Annotated in this window: 25 protein-coding genes, 1 pseudogene and 1 riboswitch; of the genes and pseudogenes, 7 read left to right on the forward strand and 19 right to left on the reverse strand. The window is 68.6% G+C overall.

Annotated features, from left to right (window positions below):
- The first annotated feature begins 25 nt into the window (after positions 1–25).
- Positions 26–187: a hypothetical protein gene (locus AC3IRM_RS13725; protein WP_489203637.1), complete on the forward strand. Its 162-nt coding sequence runs from the start codon at positions 26–28 to the stop codon at positions 185–187.
- Positions 188–924: 737 nt separating this feature from the next.
- Here AC3IRM_RS13725 and thiL read toward each other — a convergent pair.
- The 5 genes from thiL to AC3IRM_RS13750 are packed head-to-tail and all read right to left on the reverse strand — an operon-like array spanning position 925 to position 4,581.
- On the reverse strand, positions 925–1,881 hold the full coding sequence (gene thiL / locus AC3IRM_RS13730) for a thiamine-phosphate kinase (protein ID WP_489203638.1): 957 nt from the start codon (positions 1,879–1,881) through the stop codon (positions 925–927).
- A gap of 15 nt (positions 1,882–1,896) precedes the next feature.
- Positions 1,897–2,361, reverse strand: a complete 465-nt coding sequence (nusB, locus tag AC3IRM_RS13735) for a transcription antitermination factor NusB (protein WP_310156278.1) — start codon at positions 2,359–2,361, stop codon at positions 1,897–1,899.
- A complete protein-coding gene (gene ribH / locus AC3IRM_RS13740; RefSeq protein WP_489203639.1) occupies positions 2,358–2,825 on the reverse strand; it encodes a 6,7-dimethyl-8-ribityllumazine synthase in 468 nt (155 codons plus the stop codon). Before ribH ends, nusB begins: the two co-directional genes overlap by 4 nt.
- A gap of 41 nt (positions 2,826–2,866) precedes the next feature.
- Positions 2,867–3,967: a 3,4-dihydroxy-2-butanone-4-phosphate synthase gene (gene ribB, locus AC3IRM_RS13745; RefSeq protein WP_489203640.1), complete on the reverse strand. Its 1,101-nt coding sequence runs from the start codon at positions 3,965–3,967 to the stop codon at positions 2,867–2,869.
- Positions 3,964–4,581 (reverse strand): riboflavin synthase, encoded by a 618-nt coding sequence (locus AC3IRM_RS13750; protein ID WP_489203641.1) that lies wholly within the window; start codon positions 4,579–4,581, stop codon positions 3,964–3,966. The genes ribB and AC3IRM_RS13750 overlap by 4 nt, the downstream gene beginning before the upstream one ends.
- 98 nt (positions 4,582–4,679) lie before the next feature.
- Positions 4,680–4,828, reverse strand: a riboswitch (FMN riboswitch).
- A 395-nt stretch (positions 4,829–5,223) separates the two neighbouring features.
- Between AC3IRM_RS13750 and AC3IRM_RS13755 the strand changes: the two genes are divergently transcribed.
- Genes AC3IRM_RS13755 through AC3IRM_RS13765 form a run of 3 tightly spaced genes read left to right on the forward strand, consistent with a single transcriptional unit; the run spans position 5,224 to position 8,080 of the window.
- Complete coding sequence (locus AC3IRM_RS13755; RefSeq protein WP_489203642.1) at positions 5,224–5,856, forward strand: hypothetical protein; 633 nt, start codon at positions 5,224–5,226, stop codon at positions 5,854–5,856.
- A complete protein-coding gene (locus AC3IRM_RS13760; protein ID WP_489203643.1) occupies positions 5,853–7,520 on the forward strand; it encodes a hypothetical protein in 1,668 nt (555 codons plus the stop codon). Before AC3IRM_RS13755 ends, AC3IRM_RS13760 begins: the two co-directional genes overlap by 4 nt.
- Positions 7,520–8,080, forward strand: a complete 561-nt coding sequence (locus tag AC3IRM_RS13765) for a hypothetical protein (RefSeq protein ID WP_489203644.1) — start codon at positions 7,520–7,522, stop codon at positions 8,078–8,080. The genes AC3IRM_RS13760 and AC3IRM_RS13765 overlap by 1 nt, the downstream gene beginning before the upstream one ends.
- Before the next feature lie 17 nt (positions 8,081–8,097).
- Here the strand turns inward: AC3IRM_RS13765 and ribD are convergent, their stop codons facing one another.
- The 3 genes from ribD to glyA all read right to left on the reverse strand — a co-directional run bounded on the left by ribD (position 8,098) and on the right by glyA (position 11,210).
- Entirely contained in the window at positions 8,098–9,195 is a 1,098-nt protein-coding gene (gene ribD, locus AC3IRM_RS13770; protein ID WP_489203645.1) for a bifunctional diaminohydroxyphosphoribosylaminopyrimidine deaminase/5-amino-6-(5-phosphoribosylamino)uracil reductase RibD, read from the reverse strand.
- Between the two features lie 119 nt (positions 9,196–9,314).
- Complete coding sequence (nrdR, locus tag AC3IRM_RS13775) at positions 9,315–9,836, reverse strand: transcriptional regulator NrdR (RefSeq protein WP_159680275.1); 522 nt, start codon at positions 9,834–9,836, stop codon at positions 9,315–9,317.
- Between the two features lie 105 nt (positions 9,837–9,941).
- Positions 9,942–11,210 (reverse strand): serine hydroxymethyltransferase, encoded by a 1,269-nt coding sequence (gene glyA, locus AC3IRM_RS13780; protein WP_489203646.1) that lies wholly within the window; start codon positions 11,208–11,210, stop codon positions 9,942–9,944.
- 161 nt (positions 11,211–11,371) lie between these two features.
- Between glyA and ettA the strand changes: the two genes are divergently transcribed.
- From ettA to pyrF, 3 genes are all read left to right on the forward strand, one after another.
- Positions 11,372–13,033, forward strand: coding sequence for an energy-dependent translational throttle protein EttA (gene ettA / locus AC3IRM_RS13785; RefSeq protein WP_310156259.1), 1,662 nt, complete (start codon positions 11,372–11,374; stop codon positions 13,031–13,033).
- 195 nt (positions 13,034–13,228) lie between these two features.
- On the forward strand, positions 13,229–13,966 hold the full coding sequence (map, locus tag AC3IRM_RS13790) for a type I methionyl aminopeptidase (RefSeq protein ID WP_489203647.1): 738 nt from the start codon (positions 13,229–13,231) through the stop codon (positions 13,964–13,966).
- Positions 13,967–13,974: 8 nt separating this feature from the next.
- A complete protein-coding gene (pyrF, locus tag AC3IRM_RS13795) occupies positions 13,975–14,805 on the forward strand; it encodes an orotidine-5'-phosphate decarboxylase (protein WP_489203648.1) in 831 nt (276 codons plus the stop codon).
- A 289-nt stretch (positions 14,806–15,094) separates the two neighbouring features.
- On the opposite strand, the gene AC3IRM_RS13800 is transcribed toward pyrF, so the two are convergent.
- The 11 genes and pseudogenes from AC3IRM_RS13800 to xpsH all read right to left on the reverse strand — a co-directional run bounded on the left by AC3IRM_RS13800 (position 15,095) and on the right by xpsH (position 26,076).
- A complete protein-coding gene (locus AC3IRM_RS13800) occupies positions 15,095–16,606 on the reverse strand; it encodes a CehA/McbA family metallohydrolase domain-containing protein (protein WP_489203649.1) in 1,512 nt (503 codons plus the stop codon).
- A gap of 231 nt (positions 16,607–16,837) precedes the next feature.
- The gene (locus tag AC3IRM_RS13805) at positions 16,838–17,698 is read right to left on the reverse strand and encodes a glycosyltransferase family 2 protein (protein WP_489203650.1); all 861 of its coding nucleotides are present in this window, start codon (positions 17,696–17,698) and stop codon (positions 16,838–16,840) included.
- Positions 17,699–17,868: 170 nt separating this feature from the next.
- Positions 17,869–18,696: pseudogene (locus AC3IRM_RS13810) on the reverse strand (glycosyltransferase family 2 protein); the annotation flags it as partial.
- 28 nt (positions 18,697–18,724) lie between these two features.
- Positions 18,725–21,004: a type II secretion system secretin GspD gene (gspD, locus tag AC3IRM_RS13815; protein WP_489203651.1), complete on the reverse strand. Its 2,280-nt coding sequence runs from the start codon at positions 21,002–21,004 to the stop codon at positions 18,725–18,727.
- 10 nt (positions 21,005–21,014) lie between these two features.
- Entirely contained in the window at positions 21,015–21,875 is an 861-nt protein-coding gene (locus tag AC3IRM_RS13820) for a type II secretion system protein XpsN (protein ID WP_489203652.1), read from the reverse strand.
- Complete coding sequence (gene gspM, locus AC3IRM_RS13825) at positions 21,865–22,527, reverse strand: type II secretion system protein GspM (protein WP_489203653.1); 663 nt, start codon at positions 22,525–22,527, stop codon at positions 21,865–21,867. The genes AC3IRM_RS13820 and gspM overlap by 11 nt, the downstream gene beginning before the upstream one ends.
- A complete protein-coding gene (locus AC3IRM_RS13830) occupies positions 22,517–23,704 on the reverse strand; it encodes a PilN domain-containing protein (RefSeq protein ID WP_489203654.1) in 1,188 nt (395 codons plus the stop codon). Before AC3IRM_RS13830 ends, gspM begins: the two co-directional genes overlap by 11 nt.
- Positions 23,704–24,561, reverse strand: coding sequence for a type II secretion system minor pseudopilin (locus AC3IRM_RS13835; RefSeq protein ID WP_489203655.1), 858 nt, complete (start codon positions 24,559–24,561; stop codon positions 23,704–23,706). The genes AC3IRM_RS13830 and AC3IRM_RS13835 overlap by 1 nt, the downstream gene beginning before the upstream one ends.
- On the reverse strand, positions 24,558–25,193 hold the full coding sequence (locus AC3IRM_RS13840) for a type II secretion system protein GspJ (RefSeq protein WP_489203656.1): 636 nt from the start codon (positions 25,191–25,193) through the stop codon (positions 24,558–24,560). The genes AC3IRM_RS13835 and AC3IRM_RS13840 overlap by 4 nt, the downstream gene beginning before the upstream one ends.
- Positions 25,190–25,615 (reverse strand): type II secretion system protein XpsI, encoded by a 426-nt coding sequence (xpsI, locus tag AC3IRM_RS13845; RefSeq protein ID WP_489203657.1) that lies wholly within the window; start codon positions 25,613–25,615, stop codon positions 25,190–25,192. Before xpsI ends, AC3IRM_RS13840 begins: the two co-directional genes overlap by 4 nt.
- Positions 25,612–26,076: a type II secretion system protein XpsH gene (gene xpsH, locus AC3IRM_RS13850; protein WP_489203658.1), complete on the reverse strand. Its 465-nt coding sequence runs from the start codon at positions 26,074–26,076 to the stop codon at positions 25,612–25,614. The genes xpsI and xpsH overlap by 4 nt, the downstream gene beginning before the upstream one ends.
- Positions 26,077–26,140: the final 64 nt, after the last annotated feature.

Genomic DNA, 26,140 nt, shown 5'->3' on the forward strand with positions numbered 1-26,140 from the left:
TCCTGCCAGGACGCGATTTCGCTTTGTGTTCGCTTTTTGGTTCCGTCGTGGACTTGCTGGCCTGGTTCTTTCTTCGGCTTTGGCTTTGGCTTTGGCTTTGGCTTTGGCTTTGGCTTTGGCTTTGGCTTTGGCTTTGGCTTTGGCTTTGGCTTTGGCTTTGGCTTTGGCTTTGGCTTTCAGCCTTTGACTTGAATCGAGCCGTAGAGCGAGCCGAGCACCGGAGCCTGGCGTGGCCGAAGAGCAGCCCATGTCTGAGCGCAGCGAGTTTGGGCTGCGTGCCGCGTCAGGCGAGGAGCGGAGGGGACCGATGCGGCTGCATCGCATCGGCTCGCGTCCGGCGAAGGGACCTTTTGGTTCCTTTTGGGTCCATCCAAAAGGGACTCGCACGCGCAGCGGGCGAAAGCTCTGCACTTGCTTGTGCTTCTTCGCTCGTCGCTTTGCGACTTTGATGTTCATGCCGAAGATGAAGATCAACCGCAGGAGCAAAGATCAAGTACAGGGCTTCCGCGCTGTCGCGCGGCTTACTTTTGTCTTGGCAAAAGTAAGCACGACAGTGCGATGCACTGGCGAACGGCGAAGCCGGCCCGAAGGGCGAGCGCCGAAGGCGTGAGTCAAACCGTCTTCGCCGGACGCGTTCCGCCACGATACAGCCGCGACGGTCCCCTGCGCTTCTCGGACGACGGGGCACATTGGGACCTTCACGGTTCCGCAGCCCAAACTCGCTGCGCTCAGACATGGGCTGCTCTTCGACCCCGCCGCCCTGCGATGCTCGGCTCGCTTTACGGCTCGATTCAAGTCAAAAGCTTGAAGCCAAAGCCAGAAGCAAGAACAAAGGCAGAGGCAGAGGCAAAAGCGCGGCAGACCGACCAGACAAGCAGCCGAGAATGCCACCCTAGTATGACCGAGCTCCGACGACGGAGCGCTTCAAGCGGTGAAATGATCCCAGCCGACGCGCGCCGGCGTCCAAGGTGTCCCGTCCGTGATCGTCGCGACGACGCCCTGCCCTCCGAAAATGCGCCCGATCCGGGTCACCGGCACATGCGCATCCAGCGCAGCCGCAAGAATGGCGTCGCGTTGCGCGACCGGCGCGGTGAAGCACAACTCGTAATCGTCGCCGCCGCTCGCCTGCAGCGCGCGACGTGTCTCAACATCGGACACCGCAGTGCGCAGTGCATCCGACACGGGCAAGGCATCCACGTCGACCTCCGCACGCACGTTGCTCGCGCGGCAGACATGCGCGAGATCGGCCAGCAAGCCGTCTGAGATGTCGATCGCAGCATGCGCCACTTCGGAGAGTCGCAAACCGAGTGCGACCCGCGGCGTCGGCCGGTCGAGCCGCGCGCGGAGCACATGATCACGCGCAGCACCGGCCGACCACTGCGCGAGCGCAGCGGCCGCATCGCCGGGCGTGCCGCTGACCCAGACCTCGTCGCCGACCCGCGCTGCATCACGCCGCAGCGCGCGGCCCGGCGCAACGAAACCGAACACCGTCACGCAGACCGATAGTGGCCCGCGCGTGGTGTCGCCGCCGACCAGCGCCACCGCGTGCTGACGCGCGAGCGCGTCGAAGCCATCGAGAAATGCATCCACCCACGCTGCATCGGGTTCGGGCAGGGACAACGACAGCGTGCACCAAGCGGGCACCGCGGCCATTGCCGCGAGGTCGGACAGGTTCACCGCCAGCGCCTTCCAGCCGATGTCGGCCGGCGCGGTGTCGTGCGGGAAATGGATGCCGGCGTTGAGCGTGTCCATCGCCACGACCAGCTGCATGCCGGCGGGCGGCCGCAGCAGCGCGGCATCGTCGCCGATGCCCAGCACCACGTCGTCGCGCGTGACGATGCGCGCAGCGATGCGGTCGATCAGGTCGAATTCGCCGGCCATGCAGCCGTGCCGGGCTCAGCGCCCGCGCAGCGCCCCGACTTCCGGCGCGCGCCATGCGGCCGCGGCCTTGTCGAGCACGCCGTTGACGTAGGTGTGGCCGTGTTCGGAGCCGAAACGCTTGACCGTCTTCAGCGCTTCGTCGATGACGACGCGGTACGGCACGTCGACGCGGTGCTGCAGTTCGTAGGCGGCGATGCGCAGCATCGCGCGCTCGATCGGATCGACCTCTTCGATGGTGCGGTCGAGGAACGGCGCCAGCGCCGCATCGAGCTCGCGATAACGCGTTCCGACGCCGTGGACCAGATCCTCGAAGTACGCGAGATCGGCGACTTCCTTGGCCTGCTCGTGTGCGAACTGGGCGACGATCTCGCGCGGCTCGGTGCCCGACATCTGCATCGCGTAGATGGCCTGCAGCGCGCGACGGCGCGCGCGCGAACGCAGTACAGGGTCGACGCCATGGGGTTTGCGGGTCTGGTTCATCCGATCTTGTCCAACAGGTTGCTCATTTCGATGGCGACCAGCGCCGCTTCTTCGCCCTTGTTGCCGTGGCTGCCGCCGGCGCGCTTCTCGGCGTCGACGTAGTCCTCGACCGCGAGCACGCCATTGGCGACCGGCACCCGGCTGTCGAGCGCCACGCGCATCAGGGCGTCGCTGCAGCCGTCGGCGACCTGCTCGTAATGGCGCGTGTCGCCGCGCACCACGCAGCCCAGACCCAGCAGCGCGGCGTGCGCGCCGGCCGCGGCCAGCCGCGCGCAGACCACCGGGATCTCCCAGGCGCCGGGGACGCGGATCACGTCGACCGCGTTTTCGGCGACGCCGTGATCGGCGAACGCCTTGCGCGCACCGGCGATCAGGGCGTCGGTGATCTTGGGATTCCAGCGGCTGGCGACGATCGCGTAACGCGCGCCGGCCGGGGCGCGCAGGTCGCCTTCGAGGTAGCTCATGGGCATGGGGATTCGCGCAAGGCCGGTCAGTTTAACGCGCGTCAGGGCGCGACGTACTCGACGACCTCGAGGCCGTAGCCGGCGAGGCCGACCTGCTTGCGCGGCGTGCCCAGCACGCGCAGCCGGCCAAGGCCGAGATCGGCCAGGATCTGGCCACCCGCGCCGTTGCGCCGCCACTGGCCCACATCCTTGTCCTTGCCGGGCGGCCGGACCACGGCTTCCTTGCGCAGCCGCGCCAGCAGCGCGTCCGAGTCACGCGGCGCCGACAGCACCACCATGACGCCCTGCCCGGCCTCGGCGATCGCGCGCAACGCATCGCTGCCGGCCACGCCGAAATCGTCGCGGCGCCAGTGCAGCAGGTCGGACAGCGGGTTCTCCACCTGCACGCGCACGAGGGTCGGCGTGTCGGCGTCGGGCGTGCCACGCACCAGCGCGAAGTGCAATTCGTGGACGATGCGGTCGCGATAGGTCACCAGATGGAAGGCGCCGAACTCGGTCTCGATCCCGCGCTCGTCGATGCGCTCGACCGTGTGTTCGGTGGCGAGGCGATGGGCGATGAGATCCGCGATCGAGCCCATCTTCAGGCCGTGTTCGCGGGCGAAGACTTCCAGCTCCGGGCGACGCGCCATGCTGCCGTCCGGATTGAGGATCTCGACCAGCACGCCGGCCGGCTCCAGACCTGCGAGCATCGCCAGATCGACGCCGGCTTCGGTATGACCGGCGCGGGTCAGCACGCCGCCGGGCTGGGCGACCAGCGGGAAAATGTGGCCGGGCTGGTGCAGGTCCTCGGGCTTCGCGTTCGCCTTCACCGCGGTGCGGATCGTATGTGCGCGATCGTGGGCCGAGATGCCGGTGGTCACGCCTTCGGCGGCCTCGATGCTGACGGTGAAGTTGGTCTGGAACTGCGCGGTATTCGCGCGGACCATCGGCGCCAGACCCAGCTGCGCGGCGCGGCTCGGCGTGACCGGCAGGCACACCAGGCCGCGGCCATGGGTGACCATGAAATTGATGTCCGACGGCTTGACCAGCTCGGCGGCCATGATCAGGTCGCCTTCGTTCTCGCGGTCCTCGTCGTCGACGATGACCACCATGCGACCCTGGCGGATCTCTTCCAGCAGTTCGGGAACCGGCGCGAAGTTCATGCCGCCGCTCCCGCCGGAACGACGCCCGCGCTGAGCAGGCGCTCGACGTAACGCGCGACCAGATCGACTTCCAGGTTCACCGCCTCGCCGACCACCGTGCTGCCGAACGCGGTGTGGGCGACGGTGTGCGGCACCAGTGCGACCTCGAAACCCGTCGCATCGACGGCGTTGACCGTCAAGCTGACGCCATCGACGCAGATCGAGCCCTTGTGCGCGACGTATTTCAGCAACGCGACCGGCGCGTCGAAGCGCCAGCGCTGCGCGCGCGCATCGTCGTGCACCGAAGCGACACTGCCGACGCCGTCGACATGGCCGCTGACCATATGGCCACCGAGCCGGTCGGTCGGGCGCATCGCGCGCTCCAGGTTCACCGCGCGGCCCGGCGCCTGCACACCGAGCGTGGTCAGCGACAGGGTTTCGGTGGAAGCGTCGGCCTCGAAATGCGCATCGTCGAACGCGACCACGGTCAGGCAGACGCCATTAACCGCGATGCTCTCGCCCATTGCCACGCCCTCGAACGGCAGCGTGCCGACCGCGATGCGCAACCGCGCGTCGCCGCCGCGCGCTTCGGTGGACACCAGGCGTCCGACGCCCTCGATCAGTCCGGTGAACATGTCGCTGTCTCCCTCCGCACGGGCCTCGCCCGCACGGTCAAGCCGAAAGGGAACGGTCCGGGACGCGACAGCGTGCGCGGCCGAAAGGCCACGCATGAGGTCGTCTTCTCGCATCCGGACTCTGACCGTCGGCTCCGGCATTCGACCGGATCTGCTGACCCGCCGGCGTGTGCCGGCAGCGCTCGCGGGCTCGCGCGTCGCCGCGCCTACCGCCGGTGGGGACTTCCACCCCGCCCCGAAGACATTCGATTGTGTTGCCGGCACCGCCGACCCGCGCATTCTACCAGCGCTGCTGGCGCGATCCGGGCGCCGAGACGGGACGCTTCATCGCGCGCGCCGCTGCACGTACCCGCCTGCGAGCCGGTCGTGGCCGACAGGCCGATGACCTCCTGCTGTGCCGACACTCCGGCGCCGCCGGCCGTGCCTCGATCGGAAAGCGCGCCCCGGCCTGTCGAGGCAATGCCTGACAGCAGGCGCCTTCAATCTCCTGCACCCTGCTCGCAAGCCTCTTCCCGGCATCGATCCGCATCCTCCGTGCTCCCGGAGTCCACCATGAAGCTGTTGCGCACCCGCGTCGCCGCGCTGCTGGCCTGTCTGGCCAGCGCGTGTGCGCACCCCGTCCCCCGACATCAGGACAGCGCCATGCCCGCACCGCCCCAGTCCCGTCACCCCGGCCTGCACATGCAGGATGAAGTGCCCGATATGAGCCCGGCGGAGATGGGCCGTCGGTTCCTGCAGCTGATCGACAGTCTGCAGCGTTACGACCAGCTCACCCTCGATCATGTGCAGCAGGTCATGCGGCTCGAACTGGAAGGTCAGCGCGGCAGGCCTGGTCCGCAGTTCAATGTGCGCATGCCGGAGTCCGGCTGGCATTACGCGATTGGGTTCTCCGAGAGCAATGGTGAGCCGAACCAGACCAGGGCTGAACTCGACTTCCTGCATCGCGAGGACGCCAGCTTCGTGGACATGGCGCCGGTCTGCGCGCTGGATTTCGAGGCGTACCACCAAGCGCTTCTCGCGATGGGTTTCCGTGAGCGCGAGGACCTGGTGAGCTACGAACTGCAGCACTACGTCCCCTTCACCAACGCGCGCGGTGAAACCGAGCACCGCTTGATGCCGCCCCAACCCGTCCCACTGCCGTATGCCGATTACTCGCGAGGCGATGTCGGCGTCAGCATCCGCTACCGGCCTGAGGTGGCGCGCATCGAATCCGACCGCCGGCGTCCCTGCGTGATGCGCATCGCTGTGGGCATGTCATCGGCGCCGCGGCCATGAGTGGCGCCGATGCTACCGATCCGCTGGAAACAGCCCTGCAACGCTTTGCACAGCGACCGGACGTGGATGCGATACAGGCCGCACAGCTGCGTAACGCTCTGAGCGGCGACGACGCGCTGGGCGCGGATTATCAGGCACTGGCTGCGCAGGGGCGCGTGCGCGACTTCATGCCGGCGCCGGCGGATTTGGCTCTGCCGATCGGCCGGTACGACCGCGCTGTCGGTCAGGTCACGGTGCCGGCGGACCAACTGCGGGGCGGCGATGCATCGGCAGCGTTGGCTGGCACCCTGCGCATCCAGCAGATGCTGGCCGGCTATGCACACGGACACTGGACCGATGCCCAGCACCGCGAACGGCCCGTCAGCCAGGACATGGTGGACAACCTGCAGGCCGCGTTGAATGGATCGCCGGCACTGACGGAACAGCTACGGCAGGCCCTCATTGCCCCGGCGCCCATGCAGCCCGCACCGGTGCGCGGTTTCGAATCGTTGCCCGGCACGATCAATGCGGGCGGCACTTACAACCCGGGCACGGGCACGCTGGCCCTGCCCCCGGCAGCACTGCATCGCCCACCGGCCGCCTTCCAGCAGGACGCCGGCGCGCGCACCGACCTGACCTTCGTGATGGGACACGAAGTGCAGCACGGCCTGAACGCTGCCGCCAAGCACGCCGAACGCACGCGATTCATCGAAGACATCACGCGGATCGCGCGCAGTGGCGGCCCCGCCTACGATTACACCGCGCCATTGGCACGCTATCAGCAAGCCGCGCGCACCGACGAGGCCAAGGCACAGATCGCCGGTTGGAACGCGACCTTGAGCGAACTGCAGCAAGGCAGCCCCGGTGCGAATTTAACGGAGATGTTCGAGCTGGCGAGTCGGACAACAGATAAAGGGACACAACGCATCCACGACTTTGTGCTGAAGGACGATCTCACTCGCAAAGTAGCGCCCAAACCTGGCCTCGCATTCGAGCCCGACGGCAGCCTGCGCATGACCGACGTCAACATTGCCGCCGTGGCGCGCCAATACTTCGACAAGTCGCCCGAACAGACCCGGATCGGCCACCATGGCGACTCCGACTATCCCAACTACTACGGCGCCGACGCGGTGACCGTGGTGATCTACACCCACCGGCAGCTCGCCCGACAAGCGGATGGCAGCACGCCGCCGATTCAACTGGACATGGACCAGCTGCGCCTGCGGGAAGTGCTGCTGGAGCGCAACGGCCTGGCATTCCCGCCAGGCAGCACGCCGCTTCCGACCGGCGCGGACACCGACGTGCGTCAGGCCTACCTCGACATCGGACAGGATCCACCCGTCGCCGGACATTTCGATTTCACCCGCACGCCCGAGGGCACGCCGCACCGGCACCAGCACCGCCCAATAACACCCTCCGGGCTGGCAGGGCCTGAATCCGGCACGTCGCAGCCCGAGACCCTGTCGACACAACTCGATCGCATGCTGGTCGCGCTGGAAACGGGCGATGCCCACACCTTCCGGCAGATGACCGATGCTCTCGCCCAACGCCCTGCCGTACAGGCGATGCAGGCAGACGCAGCTCACACGCTGGCGCAACGGGTGCAGGCCGCCGAGGACGAGATGCAGCATTTCAATGCGCCGCCGGTCCACGCCCAGCCCGCGCCCGTCATGGAGATGCGCTGATGCCGCCTGCGCCCACCGACATCACCCAGGACACGCTGCACGATCTGCTCGCCAAGATGGCGGTGCTGGTGGCCCAGTTCGACCGCCACTGTGCCCAGAGTGGCGAGGCGCTGCAGACATCCGCACGCCAGATACCGGAGCAGGTGCGCGCCTCGACCGACCAGCAGATGGCGCGACTGCACACGGCCCTCTCAGCGCAGGTCGGCAACGCGATCGAACGGCCGGTAGCGCGCTGTACGCAACAGCTGGACGCGTCGAGCGCGCAATTGCAACGGGCCTCGGACGCGCTGGCTGCACAGGCGCAACGGGCGGGCCGCGTGCACCGTGGCGTGCTGTGGACGAGCACCGGGGCCGCAGGCGTCGCCCTGCTCGCACTCCTGATCGCCGGGGCGGCGTTGACCCGGTACTACGCGGGAGAGGTCCAGCGCCAGCGCATTTCGGCCGATCTGCTCAGGGCATACAACGCGGCCGATGTGCGGTTATGCGGGGAACGCCTGTGTGTGCGCCCCGAGGCGGACGCTAATGCGCAAGGCGATTACGTACCGGCCGCGCTGCGCTGACGCATCGTCCGGCTCTATCAGGGCGCGGACGGACGCAGCAACAGGCGCAGATCGTCGCCGACCCGGCGCGTGTCGATCGTCTGCAGATGCAGACGCTGCGCCATCGTGTCGATGCCGAGCCCGTCGAACAGTGGCCGGCCGCGCTCACCCAGCAGCACCGGGGCGATATACAGCAGCAGCTCGTCGACGAGGCCCGCACGCAGAAAGGCGCCAGACAGCGTGGCCCCGGCCTCGACCTGGATCTCGTTGATGCCCGCATCGCCGAGCAACGCGAGCACGGCTGCCAGGTCGAGCTGGCCCGACGCCTCACGCGCGACGCTGGCCCGTGGTGCGTCGAAGCCCTTGGTCACTTTCGCGTCGTGGGCGTGCACGTACAACGTCGGGGCCGCGGCATCGCGGATGTTGCCGCGTGCGATCGTCGCCAGGCCCGGGTCCAGCACCACGCGCAGCGGCACCGCGAACGGCGCGTCCTCTACGAGGCGCACGGTCAGGTGCGGATCGTCGGCCAGCACCGTGCCGCTGCCCGTGAGCAGCGCGCCAGCGCGTGCGCGCCAGCGCATCACGTCGGCGCGCGAGGCTTCGCCGCTGATCCACTTCGAGTCGCCGTTTGCCATCGCGGTGCGTCCGTCGAGGCTGCAGGCGAGCTTGACCCGCAGCCATGGCCGGCCGCGCTCGATACGCGACAGGAATCCGCGGTTGAGCGCGCGCGCCTGCGTTTCCATCAGACCGGACTCGACCGCGATCCCCGCCGCGCGCAGCCTGTCGAAGCCGGCGCCGTCGACCTGCGGAAACGGGTCGCGCATCGCCGCGACCACACGCGACACACCGGCTTCGATCAGCGCATCGGCGCACGGCCCGGTGCTGCCGGTATGCGCGCAGGGTTCGAGCGTCACGTACGCCGTCGCGCCGCGCGCGCGATCGCCGGCCGCCTGCAGCGCGACCACTTCCGCATGCGGGCCGCCTTTCTGCACGTGGAAACCCTCACCGACGACCGCACCGCCTGCGACGAGCACACAGCCGACCATTGGATTGGGTCGCGTCGTCCATGCGCCGCGCTCGGCGAGGCGCAGCGCCTGGGCCATGAAACGGTGATCGTCGGCAGTGAAAGCGGTCATGAGGCCTCGGCGGCGCGTGCGACAGAAGGAGACATTGTAGGAGCGCGCTTGCGCGCGACCCGGCATTCTCGTCGCACCCTCGCGCGCAAGCGCGCTCCCGCAAGGAACCCCGCGAAAGCTCAGCGTCTGCGAGGCGTCTTGACCGGCGCAGTCTCGCCTTCGAGCAGCGGCAGTTGACCATCGCCCGGCAGGTCGCGTTCGAGCCGGTCGAGTTCCTCGCGGAAATCGGCGACGTCCTCGAACGAGCGGTAGACCGACGCGAAGCGCACGAAGCCGACGTGGTCGAGCTTGCGCAGTTCGGCGATCACGAACTCACCGACCCGGCGCGAGGACACCTCGCGTTCCGCGGTCATGCGCAGGTGATGCACGACCGCGCGCACCGTCGCCTCGATCTGTTCCTCCGAGACCGGGCGCTTGTGCAGCGCGCGATCCATGCTCAGCCGCAGCTTGCGCGCATCGAACGGTTCCCGCCGCCCGTCGCCCTTGATGATCGTCGGCAGCTTGAGCTCGATCGTCTCCAGCGTGCTGAAACGCTCCCCGCAGGCTTCGCACTCGCGGCGGCGACGGATCGTCGCGCCGTCCTCGGACACGCGCGAATCGATCACGCGGGTGTCGGTGTGCTGGCAGAAGGGGCAATGCATCAGGCGCGGGGCGTCGGGAACAGCGTTGAAGACGATGACGCAGCAGCCATCCCGGAGATCAGGCGCTGGGCCAGACCCGAATCAAGACCCCTCATGCCCGGCCGATCAGCCATACACCGGATACTTCGCGCACTGCGCGGCGACCTTGTCGCGCACGGTGGCGATCACGCCCTCGTCCTTCGGGGCATCGAGCACGTCGCAGATCCAGTGGGCGAGATCCGTGCAGTCCTGCTCGACGTAACCGCGCGTCGTGACCGCCGGCGTGCCCAGGCGCAGACCCGAGGTCACGAACGGCTTGCGCGGATCGTTCGGCACCGAGTTCTTGTTGACGGTGATGTGGGCGCGGCCAAGGGCTTCTTCCGCGTCCTTGCCGCTGACGTCCTTGCCGATCATGTCGACCAGCATCAGATGGTTCTCGGTGCCGCCGGACACGATCTTGTAGCCACGCTCGATGATGACCTTGGCCATCGCCTGTGCGTTCTTCACCACCTGCTGCTGGTAGACCTTGAATTCGGGCTCCAGCGCTTCCTTGAAGGCCACGGCCTTGGCCGCGATCACGTGCATCAGCGGGCCGCCCTGGATGCCTGGGAACACGATCGACTGCAGCTTCTTGGCGATCTCGTCGAACTGCTCGCCGGCGCCGGCCTGGCTGGCGATGATGATGCCGCCGCGCGGGCCGCGCAGGGTCTTGTGCGTGGTCGAGGTCACGACATGCGCGTGCGGCACCGGCGTCGGATAGACGCCCGCGGCGACGAGGCCGGCGACGTGCGCCATGTCGACGAACAGATAGGCGCCCACCTTGTCGGCGATGGCGCGGAAGCGCGCCCAGTCGACGACCTGCGAATAGGCGGAGAAGCCGGCGATGACCATCTTCGGCTTGTGCTCCAGCGCGAGACGCTCGACTTCGTCGTAATCGATCAGGCCGGCATCGTCGACGCCGTACTGCACCGCGTTGAACAGCTTGCCGGATGCGTTGACCTTGGCGCCGTGGGTCAGATGACCGCCATGGGCCAGCGACATGCCCAGGATCGTGTCGCCCGGCTGCAACAGCGCGAAGAAGACGGCCTGGTTGGCCTGCGAGCCCGAATGTGGCTGCACGTTCGCGTAGTCGCCCTCGAACAGCTGCTTGAGACGGTCGATCGCGAGCTGCTCGGCGATGTCGACGTATTCGCAGCCGCCGTAATAGCGCTTGCCCGGGTAGCCCTCGGCGTACTTGTTGGTCAACTGGCTGCCCTGCGCCTCCATGACCAGCGCGCTGCAGTAGTTCTCCGAGGCGATCAGCTCGACGTGGTCTTCCTGGCGGCGGACCTCGTTCGCGATGGCCTGGGCGAGTGCGGGATCGTAGCTTTCGAGACGGGCGTCGCGCTGGAACATCGAGGGCTCCGGAACAGTGAACGGCGAGGCCGGCCATTGTAGCGCCGGGCCGCCCGGCGCGCGGCCCCGCCGGGCGTGAGCCGTTATAATCGCCGCCATCCCTTCCCCACCCGACGCCGCCCGACCGGGCCCCGGCGCGGGCCGGCACAACCGGAGCCCCCATGTCGCAATACATCTACACCATGAACCGCGTGTCCAAGGTGGTCCCGCCGAAGCGGCAGATCATCAAGGACATCTCGCTGTCGTTCTTCCCGGGCGCGAAGATCGGCCTGCTCGGCCTCAACGGCTCGGGCAAGTCCACCGTGCTGAAGATCATGGCCGGCGTGGACCAGGATTTCGAAGGCGAGGCACGTGCGCAGGCCGGCACCAAGGTCGGCTATCTGGCGCAGGAACCGGAGCTCGATCCCGAGATGACGGTCCGCGAAGCGGTCGAGGAAGGCGTGGGCGAAGTGCTGCAGGCCCAGGCCGCGCTGGACAAGGTCTACGACGCCTACGCTGAGGAAGGCGCCGATTTCGACGCGCTGGCCAAGGAACAGGAACGCCTGGAGGCGATCCTCGCCGCAGGCGACGCGCACACGCTGGAGAACCAGCTGGACGTGGCCGCCGATGCGCTGCGCCTGCCGCCGTGGGAAGCTAAGGTCGGCAATCTGTCGGGCGGCGAGAAGCGCCGCGTGGCGCTGTGCCGCCTGCTGCTGCAGAAGCCGGACATGCTGCTGCTCGACGAACCGACTAACCATCTCGACGCCGAGTCGGTGGAATGGCTGGAACAGTTCCTCGCGCGCTACACCGGCACCGTCGTCGCGGTCACCCATGACCGCTACTTCCTCGACAACGCCGCCGAGTGGATCCTCGAGCTCGACCGCGGCCGCGGCATTCCGTGGAAGGGCAACTACACCGAATGGCTGACGCAGAAGGACGAGCGCCTGAAGCAGGAAGACAACCAGGAGAAGTCGCGCCAGAAGGCGATCCAGAAAGAGCTGGAATGGTCGCGGCAGAATGCCAAGGGCGGTCGCACCAAGGGCAAGGCGCGTCTGGCGCGCCTGGAAGAGCTGCAGTCTGTCGACTACCAGAAACGCAACGAGACCAACGAACTCTTCATCCCGCCGGGCGAGCGCCTGGGCAATGCGGTGATGGAGTTCAAGAACGTCTCCAAGAAGTTCGGCGACCGCCTGCTGATCGACAACCTGTCGATGATCATTCCGCCGGGCGCGATCGTCGGCATCATCGGTCCGAACGGCGCGGGTAAATCCACGCTGTTCAAGATGATCACCGGACAGGAGAAGCCGGACTCGGGTGAGATCGTCGTCGGTCCGACCGTGCAGCTGAGTTACGTCGACCAGAGCCGCGATGCGCTGGAGGGCAACCACAACGTCTTCCAGGAAATCGCCGGCGGCCTCGACATCCTCAATATCAATGGCGTCGAGATCCAGTCGCGCGCCTATATCGGCCGCTTCAACTTCAAGGGCCAGGACCAGCAGAAGCTCGTGGGCACGCTGTCGGGTGGTGAGCGCGGCCGTCTGCACATGGCCAAGACCCTGCTGCAGGGCGGCAACGTGCTGCTGCTCGACGAACCGTCGAACGATCTCGATATCGAAACCCTGCGTTCGCTCGAAGACGCGCTGCTGGAGTTCCCCGGCAACACCTTCGTGATCTCGCATGACCGCTGGTTCCTCGACCGCATCGCCACGCACATCATCGCGTTCGAAGGCGACAGCCACGTCGAGTTCTTCCAGGGCAACTACCGCGAATACGAAGAAGACAAGCGCCGTCGCATGGGCGACGACGCCGGTCCGAAGCGTCTGCGGTTCAAGGCGCTGAAGTGACAGATCGGGCCCGCGCCTGTACCACAGGCGCGGCTTTGCCGGATCGCCATCCCCGCGCAGGCGGGAAACGCTTTCCAGCAGCCGAATGGCTGATCATCCATGGACCTTGTCGTTGGCTGACGTCCATGGACTCCCGCCTACGCGGGAGTGACGGTCAAGGGTGAACGCCAGCATCCCGTTCGTGAGGCCACTGACATGACCATCCAGACCCTGGAAGAACTCGAAGGCCTCAAGCGCGCCGGCGCGCTGGTCGCGCACATCCTCTCGACGATGCGCGATCACGCGCTGGCCGGCATCACACCGCAGGCGCTCGACGCCATCGGCGTCGGGATGCTCCACGACGCCGGTGCGCAGTCCGCGCCGGTGCTGACCTACGGCTTCCCGGCCGCGACCTGCATCAGCGTCAACCGGGTCGTCGCGCACGGCATCCCGGATGCCACGCCGCTGCGCGATGGCGACCTGGTCAACATCGACGTCTCCGCCGAACTCGACGGCTTCTTCGCCGACACCGGCGCCAGCTTCGTCGTCGGCACCGCGAGCGCCGCGCAGCAGCGCCTGCTCGATGCGACGCGCGACGCGCGCGACGCCGCCATCGCCCAGCTGCGCGCGGGCGAGCTGCTCAGCGGCATCGGCCGCACCATCGAGACCGTCGCCGCGCGCCGCGGTTTCCGCATCATCCGCAACCTGCAGAGCCACGGCGTCGGCCGTGCGCTGCACGAAGCGCCCGGCTCCATTCCCGGCTACTTCGATCGCCGCGATACCCGCCGTCTGCACGACGGCATGGTCATCACCGTCGAGCCGTTCCTGGCGACCCACGCCACCCGCACCGAAGACACGGACGACGGCTGGTCGCTGATCTGTCGCAAGGGCTATGGCGCGCAGTTCGAACACACGGTCGTCGTCACCCACGGCGCGCCGATCATCGTCACCTGAGACCTTTCATGACGCCCACCTTCATACAGGCGCTGCGTGCGCGCTGGCAAGCCGCCGACACGCTGGTCTGCGTCGGTCTCGACCCCGAACCGGCGAAGTTTCCCGCTCAGTTTGCCAACAATCCCGACGGGGTGTTCGCGTTCTGCCGCGATATCGCCGACGCGACCGCCGAATACGCCTGCGCGTTCAAGCCGCAGATCGCGCACTTCGCCGCGCTCGGCGCCGAAGACGCACTGCAGCGGCTGATCGCGCATCTGCATGCCGCGCATCCGGGCGTGCCGGTGATCCTCGACGCCAAGCGCGGCGACATCGGCAGCACCGCGCAGCGCTACGTCACCGAGGCCTTCGAGCGCTTCGAGGCCGACGCGGTGACGGTGAACCCCTACCTCGGCCGTGATTCTGTGCAGCCCTTCCTCGACCGCAGCGACAAGGGTGTCGTGATCCTGTGCCGCACCTCGAATCCGGGCGCGGCCGATCTGCAGGACCTGCCGGTCGCGCGCGCCGGTGGCGCGCGACCGCTGTATCAGCATGTCGCCGAGACCATCGCGCGCGAGTGGAACGGCCACGGCAACGTGTCGCTTGTGGTCGGTGCGACCTGGCCCGAACAGCTGCGCGAAGTCCGCGCGATCGTCGGCGACATGCCGTTCCTGGTGCCCGGCGTCGGCGCACAGGGCGGCGATGTCGAGGCGGTGGTCGGCAATGCGAAGACTGCGGACGGCACCGGTCTGATGGTCAGTTCGTCGCGCGCGATCCTCTACGCGTCGAACGGCGACGACTACGCGGACACCGCGGCGCGCGAGGCGCGTGCGTTGCGGGATGCGATCAACCGGTTTCGTTGAGGGCGCGCGCCTCGTCGCTTACTTGCTTCGAGCCCCTCTCCCCTTGGGGTGAAGCGGCACGCTTGCGAGCCAATGGCTCGCGTGCCGATGAACACCATCGCGACAGCGCGAGGGCCGGGGGGCGGAGCAGGGGTTGGGGTGAGGGAGCTTTACGGAAACTGCTCAGTAAAGCCCTGCCCTCACCCGACGCGCTTTGCGCGTCGACCCCGGATCAAGTTCGGGGCAGGCTCTCTCCCGAAGGGAGAGGTGCCTGCGTTACTGCGAAGGTGCAGGCGAAAGCGCTTCTTCCTCAGCGAACAACTTCCACGAACACCGGGTTCGAGTAGAACCAGAGGTCCTGCCAGGGATCCTCGCCGGCGGCGTCTGGGGTCGGCTCGATCTGCGGGTTCGACGTGCCGCGCACGCGCACGAAACCACGCGTCTGCGGCGCCGGCAGCGTGAGCTCGAATGCGATGCGGTTGCCGGTCCGCTGCCACTGCGTCGGGCGTACGGTGTGGACGGTCATGCCCGGCGTACCGTCGGCGGTCGCCTGCCCGGCGATCACGTCGATGTGGTCGATCGGATTGCGGTCGCCGTTGAAGTTGGTGCCTTCCGGCACGGTCACCGCAACCTGCACCGTCACTTTCGCCCCATCAGCCACCTGCAACGTGCCCCCCATCGTCGCCGGCATCTCGCCTTCGGTCTCGACCTGCAGATCCAGCGTGTCGATCAGATCGCCGGTCACCGCGAACATACGGCCATGCCGCAGGCCGTCGATCACATCCGCACTGTCGTGCCGCGCCAGCACGTAGGTCTTGCTGTACTCGCCCGGCCAGAAATCTGCGCCGCCGATGTCGACGTTGCGATGCGAATCGGAAGTCGAGGTGATCCAGAAGCGCCTGCCCTCGGCGAGCAGCGTGTCCCAGACACCGCCGAGCTGCGCCGTCATCTGGTCGAAGCCGCCCCACGTCTTGGCGGCATCGTTGCGGTACAGCCCGCGGTGACGCCGGTCGGCTTGATGACCGGGCGCGCCTTCCATTCCGACGAGCACGTCAGGCGCCGCGTCCTGCCAGGCACGCAGTTCGTCCGGCTCGACCTGGCCCCAGACGCCGACCGCGGTCGCAGTGCGCGAAGGATGGTTGACGAACATCAACGGCTGCGGCTGCTGCGCCTGCATGTGGCGCAGCGCGGCGATCATCGCCTCCGGTGTGTCGCGCGCGTCGTCGTCCACTTCGCGACGGCTGAAACGCCGTTCCAGATCGACCAGCATCGCGTTCTCGTGTGCGCCCGGCGCCATGATCAGGGACGCGTGCTCGCCGGCTGGCACGTCGAACTCCATGCCGTGGAACTGCAGCACCTCGGGGACGTCGGTGCGCGCCTGCTGCAGCGCGGGCCAGGCCGAATCATGGGTCACCGCCGAATGGTTCGGGCCGCCGTGATCGGTGTGCACCATCCAGGTCAGACCATGTCGACGTGCTTCCTCGGCGTTGCGTGTGCGCGAGTACGGTGAGTCGCCGCCGCGGATCGGCGTCGGCGGCGAGGTGGACGTATCCCAGTTGACGCTCCATTCGCTGTGCACGTGATGATCGCCGGCGCGCCAGGCGCGGCCGTCATCGTGCTCGGCAGCGGACGCACTGGCCGCCAGGGCGAGCAACAGGACGGAGAAGGACGCGCGGCGCGCGTGCCGGGAACAAGCAACGTGGAGGGTCATGCGGAGTCCGGACAATGGAGGAACACGGCGCGACACGCCGCAACCGCGTATTCCACGCCATCCCCATGTCATCCCGATGAAACCCGCGCGGGTTTCGTGTGCGGCGATCAAGCGGCCGCGTCGGCCTGCAGGCCGTACGCCAGGCGCAGATACGTCCGATAGCCCAGGCGTCGCACATGCTTTTGCCAGGCAATACGCTGCGCGTTGCCGCGGGCTGGCTGTTGCAGCGGACCATCTTGATGACGAGGCTGAGCAGCATCGGCCCCAGACCGCTGGTCAGACGCATGCCGACGCCGAAGGTCGATCTGCAGCGCCCGCCGGGGATGCGATCGCGGCTGTCGGTCAGACTGTCTTCTGCGATGCGCGGCGCAGCACCGCGATCGGGAAGCGTGTCCAGATCATCGTCCACACCGCGATGCGCTGCAGCCAGCTGCGATGCGCGGCTTCGAAATGCCGGAAGTAACGCCAGAGGCCGCGGTGCTTGTGCCATTCGACGAACACCGGCCGCGAGCGACTGGACACACCGCGCACGTGCAACACGGCGATTTCGTTGGCGACTGCGATCACCGCGCCGGCTTCGCGCGCGCGCCGGCACAGGTCCAGGTCTTCGGCATGCAGCCGGTAACCGGTATCGAAACCGTCGATGCGGTCGAACAGCGTGCGCGGCAGCAGCATCAGCGCGCCGGAGATCGCCTGCACGCGTTGCAGCGGCTGCGCGGGATCGCGCGGCACGGCGAGCACGCGGGCCTGCGGATCGCGCAACATCGCGGTGAAGTCCGGATCGCGGCGACGCGCGGCCGGATCGCGTGCGCCATCCTCGCCGACGAGGTCGGTGCCTAGCAGGCACGGCGTGGCCAGCGCATCGGCATGCACGCGCAGGCGCGCGAGCGTGTCGGCATCGACGAGGCAGTCCGGATTGACGAACGCGATCCACGGCGCGTCGCCATCGCGCGCGCCCTGGTTGCAGGCGACGGCGAAGCCGGGATTGTCGGGATTGCCGATGAAATGCACGCGCGGATCCAGCGAGGCGTGCCGCTGCACGATGGCCAGCGTCGTGTCATCGGATGCGTTGTCGACGATGCGGATCTGCGCGACGCCGTCGGCCACGCGCAGGCGCGTCAGACAGGCGTCGATCGTGCTGCCGCTGCGATGGGTGACGACGACGGCGACGATGTCGGGCGTAGCGGAATCTGCAGCGGTCACTTGGGCGGCGTGTCGTCGTTGGAAGCGACATTGTCTGCTGCGTCGGGTGCAGTTGGCGTATCGCGAGCGCCGGGTACCCTCACCCCACCATCCGCTTCGCAGATGGTCCCCCCCTCTCCCGGAGGGGAGAGGGGCATTGGCGGGCGGACTGCGTCCGCCGTTTCCTCGTGGAACAGCTGCTGCTGCGCGGGCGCGTTCTCCAGCGCATCGAAGCCGCGTTGCAGCGCCACGCGCGTCGCGTACAGCGGGTCCTGCATCAGGAAGGTCGCCAGCCGCGAATGCCAAGACGGCCAGCGCACCGCAAGCGCGTCCATGTCGCCGTCCGCCGGACCACCCTCGCCACCGCGCGCAACGAAGGCGGTCTCGCACAGCGCGTTGCGCCAGCCCAGACCCGCCATGCGCAGCGACAGGTCGATCAGCGCGGCGTACCAGGATCGGTAGCTGGACGCATCGAGTCCGCCGGCCTTGCGGCGCGCATTGCCGCGCAGCAGCACCGCATGTCCGATCGCGGCCGGCAGCTCGGGATAGAGCGGCGGAAGCGCCTGACACGCATGCGCGAGACGCGACGGCGCATCGGGCACCGGATTGATCTCGCCGATCCGCGGCCAGGCCGCAGACTCGCCGGCGTTGCACCAGGGCGTCGCGGTCGCGATCGACGCATCACGCGTGAAGCAGGCCGCGAGCGCGTTGGCCCAGCCCGGCAGCGGAATCGAATCGGGTGCGAGCACGATGACATCCGCATCCCCACAGGCACGCAGCACATCGTCGAGATGCGCGACCTCGCCGATCGAGCGCTGGCGGCAGGTGTAGTCGGCCTGCAACGGCGTGCTGGCGAGCCAGCGCTGCACGATCTCCGCGCCGCGCGGACCGATGCGCGCGTCGTCGGCCAGCCAGATCCGCGTGCCTGCGGGCGTGCCGGCATCGAGCGCGGCCAGGCATGCGTCGAGCGCGTCGTCGTCATGCCCGACCGGCAACAGGATCACCGGCAACTCAGCCATGCGCAGTGGCTCCGCGCATCGCGGCCCCTCAGTCCCGGGGGGTCTGCAATGGCTGCAGCGCGCGGAAGCGACGCCCGTATTCGTCGGTCAGCTGACGCGCTTCGAGCGGATTGCGCACGATGGTCGGGGTCAACAGCACGATGACTTCACTGCGCTCGGTACGCGATGTCTGCGAGCCGAACAGGCTGCCGATCACCGGGATGCGGCTCAGGCCCGGCAGGCCGCCCGAGGTGCGGCCGACCTGGTCGCTGATTAGACCGGCGAGCATTACCGTATCGCCCGCCTGCACCGCCGCCTCGGTCTTGAGCCGGCGCGTGTCGATACGCACGTTGCCCTGCGAGTCGGCCGTGTTCTGCGGCTGGGGGGAACTCACTTCCTGCACGATGTCGAGAAACACCATGCCGTCGCGGGTCACGCGCGGCCGCACTTTGAGGATCGTGCCGGTCTCGATGTACTGCACCTGGGTGAACTGGCTGTCGCCGAGGATCGGGTTCACGCTGCTCGACGAGATCGGAATGCTCGCGCCCACGTTGAACTCGGCCATGGCGTTGTTGCGCACGAACACCGACGGCGACTGCAAGATCTGCACGTCGGTCACTTCATCCAGCGCCCGGATCACCGCGGCCGCGTCGTTCTTGACCAGCGACCACGCCAGCCCGGAACCGGAAACACCGCCGATGCTCGCACCAAGCGTGCTCCAGCTGGTCGGACCCGCCAGGCCTTGCCCTGCGCCTGGCGGACCGAACGGGCCGAGGCCGTTATCGGTCACCCCCTTCTCGATGAACCAGTTGACGCCGTACTCCAGCGCACCGGTCAGCGCGACTTCCACCACCTGCGCCTCGATGTGCACCTGCGCGGGCATTACGTCGAGCCGCTCGACGACATCGCGAATCGAGCGCCACGCTGCGGGTGTCGTACGCACCAGCAGCGTGTTGGTTTCGTCGACGGCCGATACGCCGACGCGATCGCCTTCCACTTCCAGCGTGACGCTGCCCGGCCCTTCCTGCTGGTCGCTGAGCTCCATCTGGCCGATGCTGGCGCTACCGCCGCCACCGCGGCTCATGCCCGAGCCGCCGCCGCGATTGTTGCTGCCGAATCCGGAACTGCTCCCGCTGCCACTGTCGAGGCCTGAAGAGCCATCCGTGCCGCCGGTGCGCAGCGTGTTGCCGGTCAGGCCCGGCATCAGCGAGGCCGAATCCCGGCCACCACTGCTGCCGCTGCCGCCGCCGAAGACTTCCGACAGGCGCTGTGCGAGTTCGCGGGCCTTGATGAACTTCAGTTCGTAGGAGAACAGCTTCGGATCCTGGCCCGCATTGTCGATGCGCTCGAGCCACTGCTGGATCTCGCCGAGATAATCCGCCTGCGGCGTGATCACCAGCACCGCGTTCGCGCCTTCCAGCGGCATGAAGCGGAACATGCCAGAGACCGGCGATTCGCTGTCCGCGCCGAACACCTTTTCGAGATCGGCGACGACCTGGGTGGCCTTGCCCGACTGCAGCGGGAACACGCCGACCGACATGCCCGACAGCCAGTCGACGTCGAAGATCTCGATCGTGCGCAGGTAGTTGTCGAGTTCGGAGCGGCTGCCGGAAATCGTGATGACGTTGCGCGCGTTGTCGGCCGAGACGATCGCGTTCGGGCGCGCGTACGGCTCGAGCACCTTCTCCATCTCGGTCGCGGAGATGTAGCGCAGCGGCACGGTGCGCACCTCGAAGCCGCGGGCGGCGCCGGTGCTGCCGGTGCGCGGCGCGACGGTGCCGGTCGCGAGCGCGGTGTCGGCGGCGACGATGTTGTAGCGGCCGTCGCTGTAGATCATGCGGGCGTTGTTCCAGCCCAGCACCATCTCCAGCAGGCTCAAGGCCTGCGCCGCGCTCACCGGCTGCGGCGTCGCGAGCGTCACCGTGCCCTGCACTTCCGGCGCGATGACGTAGTTCTGGCCGAGCATGTCGCCGAGGATCGCCTTGGCGACGGCGTGCACCGATTCGCCTTCGAAATTGAACGAAGCCTGCCCGCTGGTCGCGCCCAGTGTGGGCGGCGCGGCGGACGCGGCGCGCTGGTTGATGACCGTGCCGCTGCCGCGGCGGATCTGCGGCTGCGGACGTTCGTCATCGCCGAGCAGCGGTTGCGTGCGTGCGCCCGGCGCGGACGCGGTATCGCCGGACGAGGTCCCCGCCTCCGTGCCCTGGCGCAGGTCGGCGTCGCGGCGCATCGAGGCAGTCGGCGCACTGGCGCAGCCGGCGAGCAGGGCGATACCGGTACCGAGGGCGATCGCCCGGAGGTGGAAGGCTGGCGTCTGGGAAGGCTTCATCGACGGGAGTCTAGTCCTGGGCGGAATTGGGTTGCTGTTGCTGCTGGCGCAGACGCGCGCGCCGTTCTTCGATCCGGCGACGGATCGCTTCGACCTGTGCTTCCGACGGACCGGCTGCTGGCGCGGCCTCGGGCGTCGCATTGCCGTCGCTGCCGGCGATTGCCGTCGCCTGCTGGCCGGCGGCACCACGTGGTTGCCCGTCGCCAGCCTGTGCATCGCTACCGGGCTGCTGGCGCGCGCCGTTGCCTGCGGCGCGTGCCGCATTCTGGGCAGCCTGCACAGGCGTCGCAGGCGGACGCGGCGCCGCCTGCGCCGGCGATTGGCCATCCGGCGGCGGTGTCGGCGTCATCGGCGTCGGCGGCTGTCCGCCAGTGCCGTCGAATACGCGCAGCTCCAGCGTCCGCGGGCCTTCGGGCGTGGTGAACACCACGCTGCGCGCGTCCACCGAATCGAGCAGCCAGTTCGAGGCCTCGGGCGGACCTTCGCCGACCTTGAGCCGGATCGAATCGCCGCCGCCACTGGGCTGCAGGATCGCCATCGCGAAATCGGGCGTGCGCAACACGCTGGTCAGCACGTAGTCGAATCCGGTGCCGGCGCCATCGCCCTCGTCCTGCGGATCGATGAAGAAGGGATGCGGTCGGCGGTCCCCGGAGAACAACGGACGCGCGGCCACCTCATTGAAGCTCGACAGCGGTGGCGCGGGCGCGGCGTTGCCGGGCGCGGGGCCGATCGGCGCGGCGACCACGCCGTCATCCTCCAGCGTGCCGATGCGGCTGCCGAGTCCGGCCAGCGACAGCAGCGCGAACAGCAGCGCCCAGCCGACGACCGCGGCGACCAGCCAGGTGCGCGCATTGGTGGCATCAATCCGCATCGCCGCCTCCGTTGGCCGCCGCCGGACGCGCACGCGCAGCGGCGTTGGCCGCAGGCGCCGCGCCGGGCGCCGGCAACACGTAGCCGGACAGGTCGAAACTCACGTCGACACCGCCACTGGTCGCACCGGCGGCGAGTGTATGCCGCTGGCTGAGGATGTTGAGGTTGTCGACGAACAGCCGCGGCGTGCCGGTCTCCAGCGAATACAGCACCGTCGCCAGTTCGGCATTGCCACAACGCAGGCGCACCTGCACGGTCGCGCGCGGGTACTTGTCGCTGCGCGGGCCGGCGATCGGCGAGCGGTTGCTGATCGCGCAACTGCGGTTGCCGGGGCTGGCCTCGAGCACCGCGCTTTCCAAGCGCTGCACGAGCGCCGCGGTCGCGAGCTCCACGCCGGACTGCGGCATGAAGCCCGGGGTCGCGTCCATCGCCGCGCGGGCGCGCTCGAGCTCGGCGCGCACCAGTGGCGCCTGCTCGAGTTCGCGGCGGATGCGCAACTCGCGCTCCTGCAGCGTGTCGATGCGTGTGCCGAGCTCGCGCATCGGCTGCGTCCACCACGGATGGATCAGCAGCAGGTAACCCAGCAGCAGCACGCCCAGCAGCAGCGCGAGCGCCAGCCAGCGGTCGCGGGCCGACACGGGCCTATCGGGCATCGTCCGCACGCACGGGCTCCTGCGGTGGGGGGGATGCGGACGCCGGCGCAGCAGCAGGCGGCACGAGTTCGGCGGTCAGGGTGAAGCGGTCCGAGCGCGTGCGCGGATCGTTCTGCAGCGCCCCGGCGAGCGCGGGTGCGCGCCACAGCGCGGAACCCGACAGTTGCCCGACCAGCGCCGAGGCTTCGGTGCTCAGGCCGATCAGCAGCACGCGGTCGCCTTCGATCGCGGCCTTCTCCAGCGACGTGGAATCCGGCAGCCTGCGCGCCAGTTCGTCGAGCACCGCGACCGTCAGTGGCCGCGCGGCGCGCTGCGCCTGCAGGAAGGCCATGCCTTCGCGCAGATCGGTCAGCTGCTGGCGCTGCGCCGAGGCCGCGCGTGCACGCGTGGCTTCGGCGGCGACGCGTGCCTCCAGTGCATCGGCGGCGGCGCTGCGGTTCTCGCGCATCTGCCACAGGCCGAACGCGGTCAGCAGCACCGCGATGCCGAGGATCAGCAATTGCACGCGCCGCTGCGGATCCTCGCGGCGGCGACGACGTGCATCGTCGATCAGGTTGACGCCGAGCGGACCGGATTCACCGTCCAGATCGATGCCGGCCAGCATCGGCGCCAGCGGGCCGAGTGCTCCGAGTTGCGCATCGATCGCCGCGCGCGGCACCACCACCAGTTCCACGTCGATCTGCCCATCGCCACGCCGGCCGAGGACGCGATGGTCATAGCGCACATCGGCGGCAGCGAACGGCGTCTGCCGGTCGATCTCGAAGCCGAGCACATCGTGCAGGCGATCGCCGGCGGCTTCGGGCAGGGTCAACTGACGGCGCAGGCCCGTGCGGGCGGGCAACAGCAGCCAGCGCGGCAAGTCGATCGTGCGCGGCGCGAGCAGTGCGGCGAGAGGATCGCCCACGGTTTCATCGAACGCGGCGCGCGGCACGCTGGCGAGATCACGTACGCCATCGGCCCCCTGCAACCGCAGGGCGATATCGGCACCGTTGCCCGCCAGCAGCAGACGCCGGCTGGCGAGTCCGAACAGTTCGCGCACGCGCGGCGGCAACCAGGCCGACAGTGCCGCGCCCCACCACGACAGGAACGTGCGGACGCGCGCAGACGTGCGGCCGTCCAGACGCCAGGCGCGGCGGCCGGGCACGGGCTCGCCCGGAGTAGCGGGTGTAGCGGACATCATCGTGGTGACGCTCCTTCCTCCCAACGCAGCACGGTGTAGGCCGTGCCCGGTACGGCGCCACCGCCGGTTCTGACGACTGCCCGCAGCCGCGCGATGCGCCCCTCCGGAAGCCGCGCCTGGCTCTCGATACTATACGTGCCGCTGCCGCCGCCCAGCAGGGCGCCGGCGAGTTGCGCGATGGTCGCCTGGCGGGCCGCGAGAATCGGGTCGGCGTCGACGCCCATCGCCTGCAGGACGGGACCGGCGGCGAACTGCGGGTCGGGCGTCGGCAGGCGGCTGTGGATCGTCAGATACAGCGCGACCGCCTCGTACAGCGCAGGCGTCATGCCCAGTACCTGCTCGACCTCTGCGACGCTTTCGAACGGCGCGTTCTTGGCGCCGTAGGGCCGCCCCGCGCTGGCGTAATCCGCCGCTTCCGCGCCGCCGGTGATCTGCACGAAATCGTCGCCGTCGCGCCAGTCGACGATCGCGCCCGCGATCTGCACGGCGACGCCCTGCTCGGCGCCGGTGGTCTGCAGCAGCGCGGCGATCAGCAGCGCATCGGCGGCGTTGAGATCGACCTTGCCGGTCTCGTCGACGATGTTCAGTTGCACATCGATGTCATGGAAGCGCCAGGCATACGGACGCCCGTCGGGCTGCCACTGCAGCGCGGGATCGTCCATGGCCAGCCGGGTCAGGGCATATTCGAGCCCCGCCCGCGCGGCCTGGTCGCCGGCGACGCCGCGGCTGAGCACGCGACCCTGCTGCTGTTCGATGCGTGCGGTCAGCGCGAAAGCGCCCACAAGCGCCGCCAGCAGCGTGATCAGCCACAGCACCAGCAGCAACGCGGCCCCGCGATGCAGGCGCGCGCTCATGGCACCGCCACCGGCGCGGCCTGCCCGGTGCCCTGCGGCAGCGTAACCACGAGCGCGGGCCAGGCGCCATCGCGCTCGGTCTCGATCTGCACTTCGACCTGCAAGGGCAATGCAGCGGGTCCCCAGCGCTCCTGCCATTCGCCGAGCGCACCCGTTTCGTCGAAGCCGCGATAGCGCAGGCGCAGTTCGACCAGATCGTCGACCAGCGGCTCGGGCGGGCGCGGACTGGGCGGTTCGATCGTGCGCCCGGTCATCACCATGCCGAACGCAACCGTCAGCCGCTGCGCACCGCGCACCTCGTCGACCGCGATGTCGTGCAGATGGGGCCCGCCCTGCCCCAGATAGTTCGGCAGATCGGCGACGAAACGCAGGCGCCGGGGCTCGCCGACGAACTGCGAGATCTCACCGGTGTTCTCGTCGGTCTGGAACGCGATCTGCTGCGCGGATGCGATGCGCCGACGCAGGAAGCCTTCCACCGCACGCATGCGCTCGCTGCGCTGCGACAGCGCTTCGCCGCGATCGACGGTCGCGGTCGCGGCGCGCAACGTGGTCAGCGCCAATGCGAGTCCGGCGGCCAGCAAGACCGTCGCCAGCAGCACTTCGATCAACGTGAAACCGCGTGCGTGCTTCATGGCGTCAGCACCCCGGGCGCATCGGGTTCGCGCAGCCGCAACGTGTGCACCTGCAGCCGCTCGCGTGGACCGCGCTCGCCCCAGTCAACGGCCAGCGCGATCTCGAACAGCTGCTGCCCAGAAGCATCGAGCAGCGTCGGCGGCATTTCCGGATCGATGTAGGGCGCGATCTCCAGCGTCCATCGATAACGACCGTCCTCGAACTCGCCGGTGGTGCTGCCCGGCGCCACCGGGATGTCGATCCCGATGCCGTCCAGCAGCGACTGCGCATGCAGCGCTGCGCGCCCTGAATCGGCGGCCCAGCGCACCTGGCGCGTCCCGTTGGACAGGGTGCCGAGCAGCAGCATCAATGCGATGCCCAGCACCGCGAAGGCCACGATGACCTCGATCAGGGTGTATCCGCGCTGGCTACGCGTCCTCATTCGGTCGCGTTCGCGCGGGACAGACGCACTTCGCCGGTCAGCCAGGCCACATCGACCTGCCACGCCGCGTCGCGCAGCAAAACGCGCACACGCCCGCCGGTGGCCGCACCGTCGGCGAAGAACAGGATCGCGCCTTCGCTGTCGCTCGACTGCAACTCACGCGCGCCGGTGAACTCGACCGCGAGCGGCTCGGGAATCGTGCCGTTGCGGCCATTCGGCGCCTGCCAGGTGCGCGCCTGTGGATCGATCACGAAACGCTGCGGCTCGCCGGTCGAGATCGCCTGCGCCCGCGTGTAGCGCAACTGCGCGGCGATGGTCTTGCTCGTGGACTGCAGGGCGATGCGATCGAAACCACCGCTCATTGCGGCTGCCGCCAGCACGCCGGTCACGGCGATCAGGCCGACGACCAGCAGCATTTCGAGCAGCGAGAAACCGCGAACCCTGGCGATGCGATGCGACATCTGGTGCGGTGGCGTTCCGGAGCGGGAGCAACCCCGGAATCTAGCATCATCGGCGCCGGTTTCC

The sequence above is a fragment of the Luteimonas sp. KH_071 genome (genome assembly GCF_057838005.1).

Bases quoted from the DNA above. Each gene is read 5' to 3' on its own strand.
- gspD (WP_489203651.1), bottom strand. From the start codon at position 21,004: ATGAAGCCTTCCCAGACGCCAGCCTTCCACCTCCGGGCGATCGCCCTC.
- AC3IRM_RS13820 (WP_489203652.1), bottom strand. From the start codon at position 21,875: ATGCGGATTGATGCCACCAATGCGCGCACCTGGCTGGTCGCCGCGGTC.
- nrdR (WP_159680275.1), bottom strand. From the start codon at position 9,836: ATGCATTGCCCCTTCTGCCAGCACACCGACACCCGCGTGATCGATTCG.
- AC3IRM_RS13760 (WP_489203643.1), top strand. From the start codon at position 5,853: ATGAGTGGCGCCGATGCTACCGATCCGCTGGAAACAGCCCTGCAACGC.
- ribB (WP_489203640.1), bottom strand. From the start codon at position 3,967: ATGAACTTCGCGCCGGTTCCCGAACTGCTGGAAGAGATCCGCCAGGGT.
- gspM (WP_489203653.1), bottom strand. From the start codon at position 22,527: ATGCCCGATAGGCCCGTGTCGGCCCGCGACCGCTGGCTGGCGCTCGCG.
- ribH (WP_489203639.1), bottom strand. From the start codon at position 2,825: ATGAGCTACCTCGAAGGCGACCTGCGCGCCCCGGCCGGCGCGCGTTAC.
- map (WP_489203647.1), top strand. From the start codon at position 13,229: ATGACCATCCAGACCCTGGAAGAACTCGAAGGCCTCAAGCGCGCCGGC.
- thiL (WP_489203638.1), bottom strand. From the start codon at position 1,881: ATGGCCGGCGAATTCGACCTGATCGACCGCATCGCTGCGCGCATCGTC.
- xpsI (WP_489203657.1), bottom strand. From the start codon at position 25,615: ATGAGGACGCGTAGCCAGCGCGGATACACCCTGATCGAGGTCATCGTG.
- AC3IRM_RS13830 (WP_489203654.1), bottom strand. From the start codon at position 23,704: ATGTCCGCTACACCCGCTACTCCGGGCGAGCCCGTGCCCGGCCGCCGC.
- AC3IRM_RS13750 (WP_489203641.1), bottom strand. From the start codon at position 4,581: ATGTTCACCGGACTGATCGAGGGCGTCGGACGCCTGGTGTCCACCGAA.
- AC3IRM_RS13840 (WP_489203656.1), bottom strand. From the start codon at position 25,193: ATGAAGCACGCACGCGGTTTCACGTTGATCGAAGTGCTGCTGGCGACG.
- pyrF (WP_489203648.1), top strand. From the start codon at position 13,975: ATGACGCCCACCTTCATACAGGCGCTGCGTGCGCGCTGGCAAGCCGCC.
- xpsH (WP_489203658.1), bottom strand. From the start codon at position 26,076: ATGTCGCATCGCATCGCCAGGGTTCGCGGTTTCTCGCTGCTCGAAATG.
- ettA (WP_310156259.1), top strand. From the start codon at position 11,372: ATGTCGCAATACATCTACACCATGAACCGCGTGTCCAAGGTGGTCCCG.
- AC3IRM_RS13835 (WP_489203655.1), bottom strand. From the start codon at position 24,561: ATGAGCGCGCGCCTGCATCGCGGGGCCGCGTTGCTGCTGGTGCTGTGG.
- ribD (WP_489203645.1), bottom strand. From the start codon at position 9,195: ATGACCGCTTTCACTGCCGACGATCACCGTTTCATGGCCCAGGCGCTG.
- glyA (WP_489203646.1), bottom strand. From the start codon at position 11,210: ATGTTCCAGCGCGACGCCCGTCTCGAAAGCTACGATCCCGCACTCGCC.
- AC3IRM_RS13765 (WP_489203644.1), top strand. From the start codon at position 7,520: ATGCCGCCTGCGCCCACCGACATCACCCAGGACACGCTGCACGATCTG.
- AC3IRM_RS13755 (WP_489203642.1), top strand. From the start codon at position 5,224: ATGCCCGCACCGCCCCAGTCCCGTCACCCCGGCCTGCACATGCAGGAT.
- nusB (WP_310156278.1), bottom strand. From the start codon at position 2,361: ATGAACCAGACCCGCAAACCCCATGGCGTCGACCCTGTACTGCGTTCG.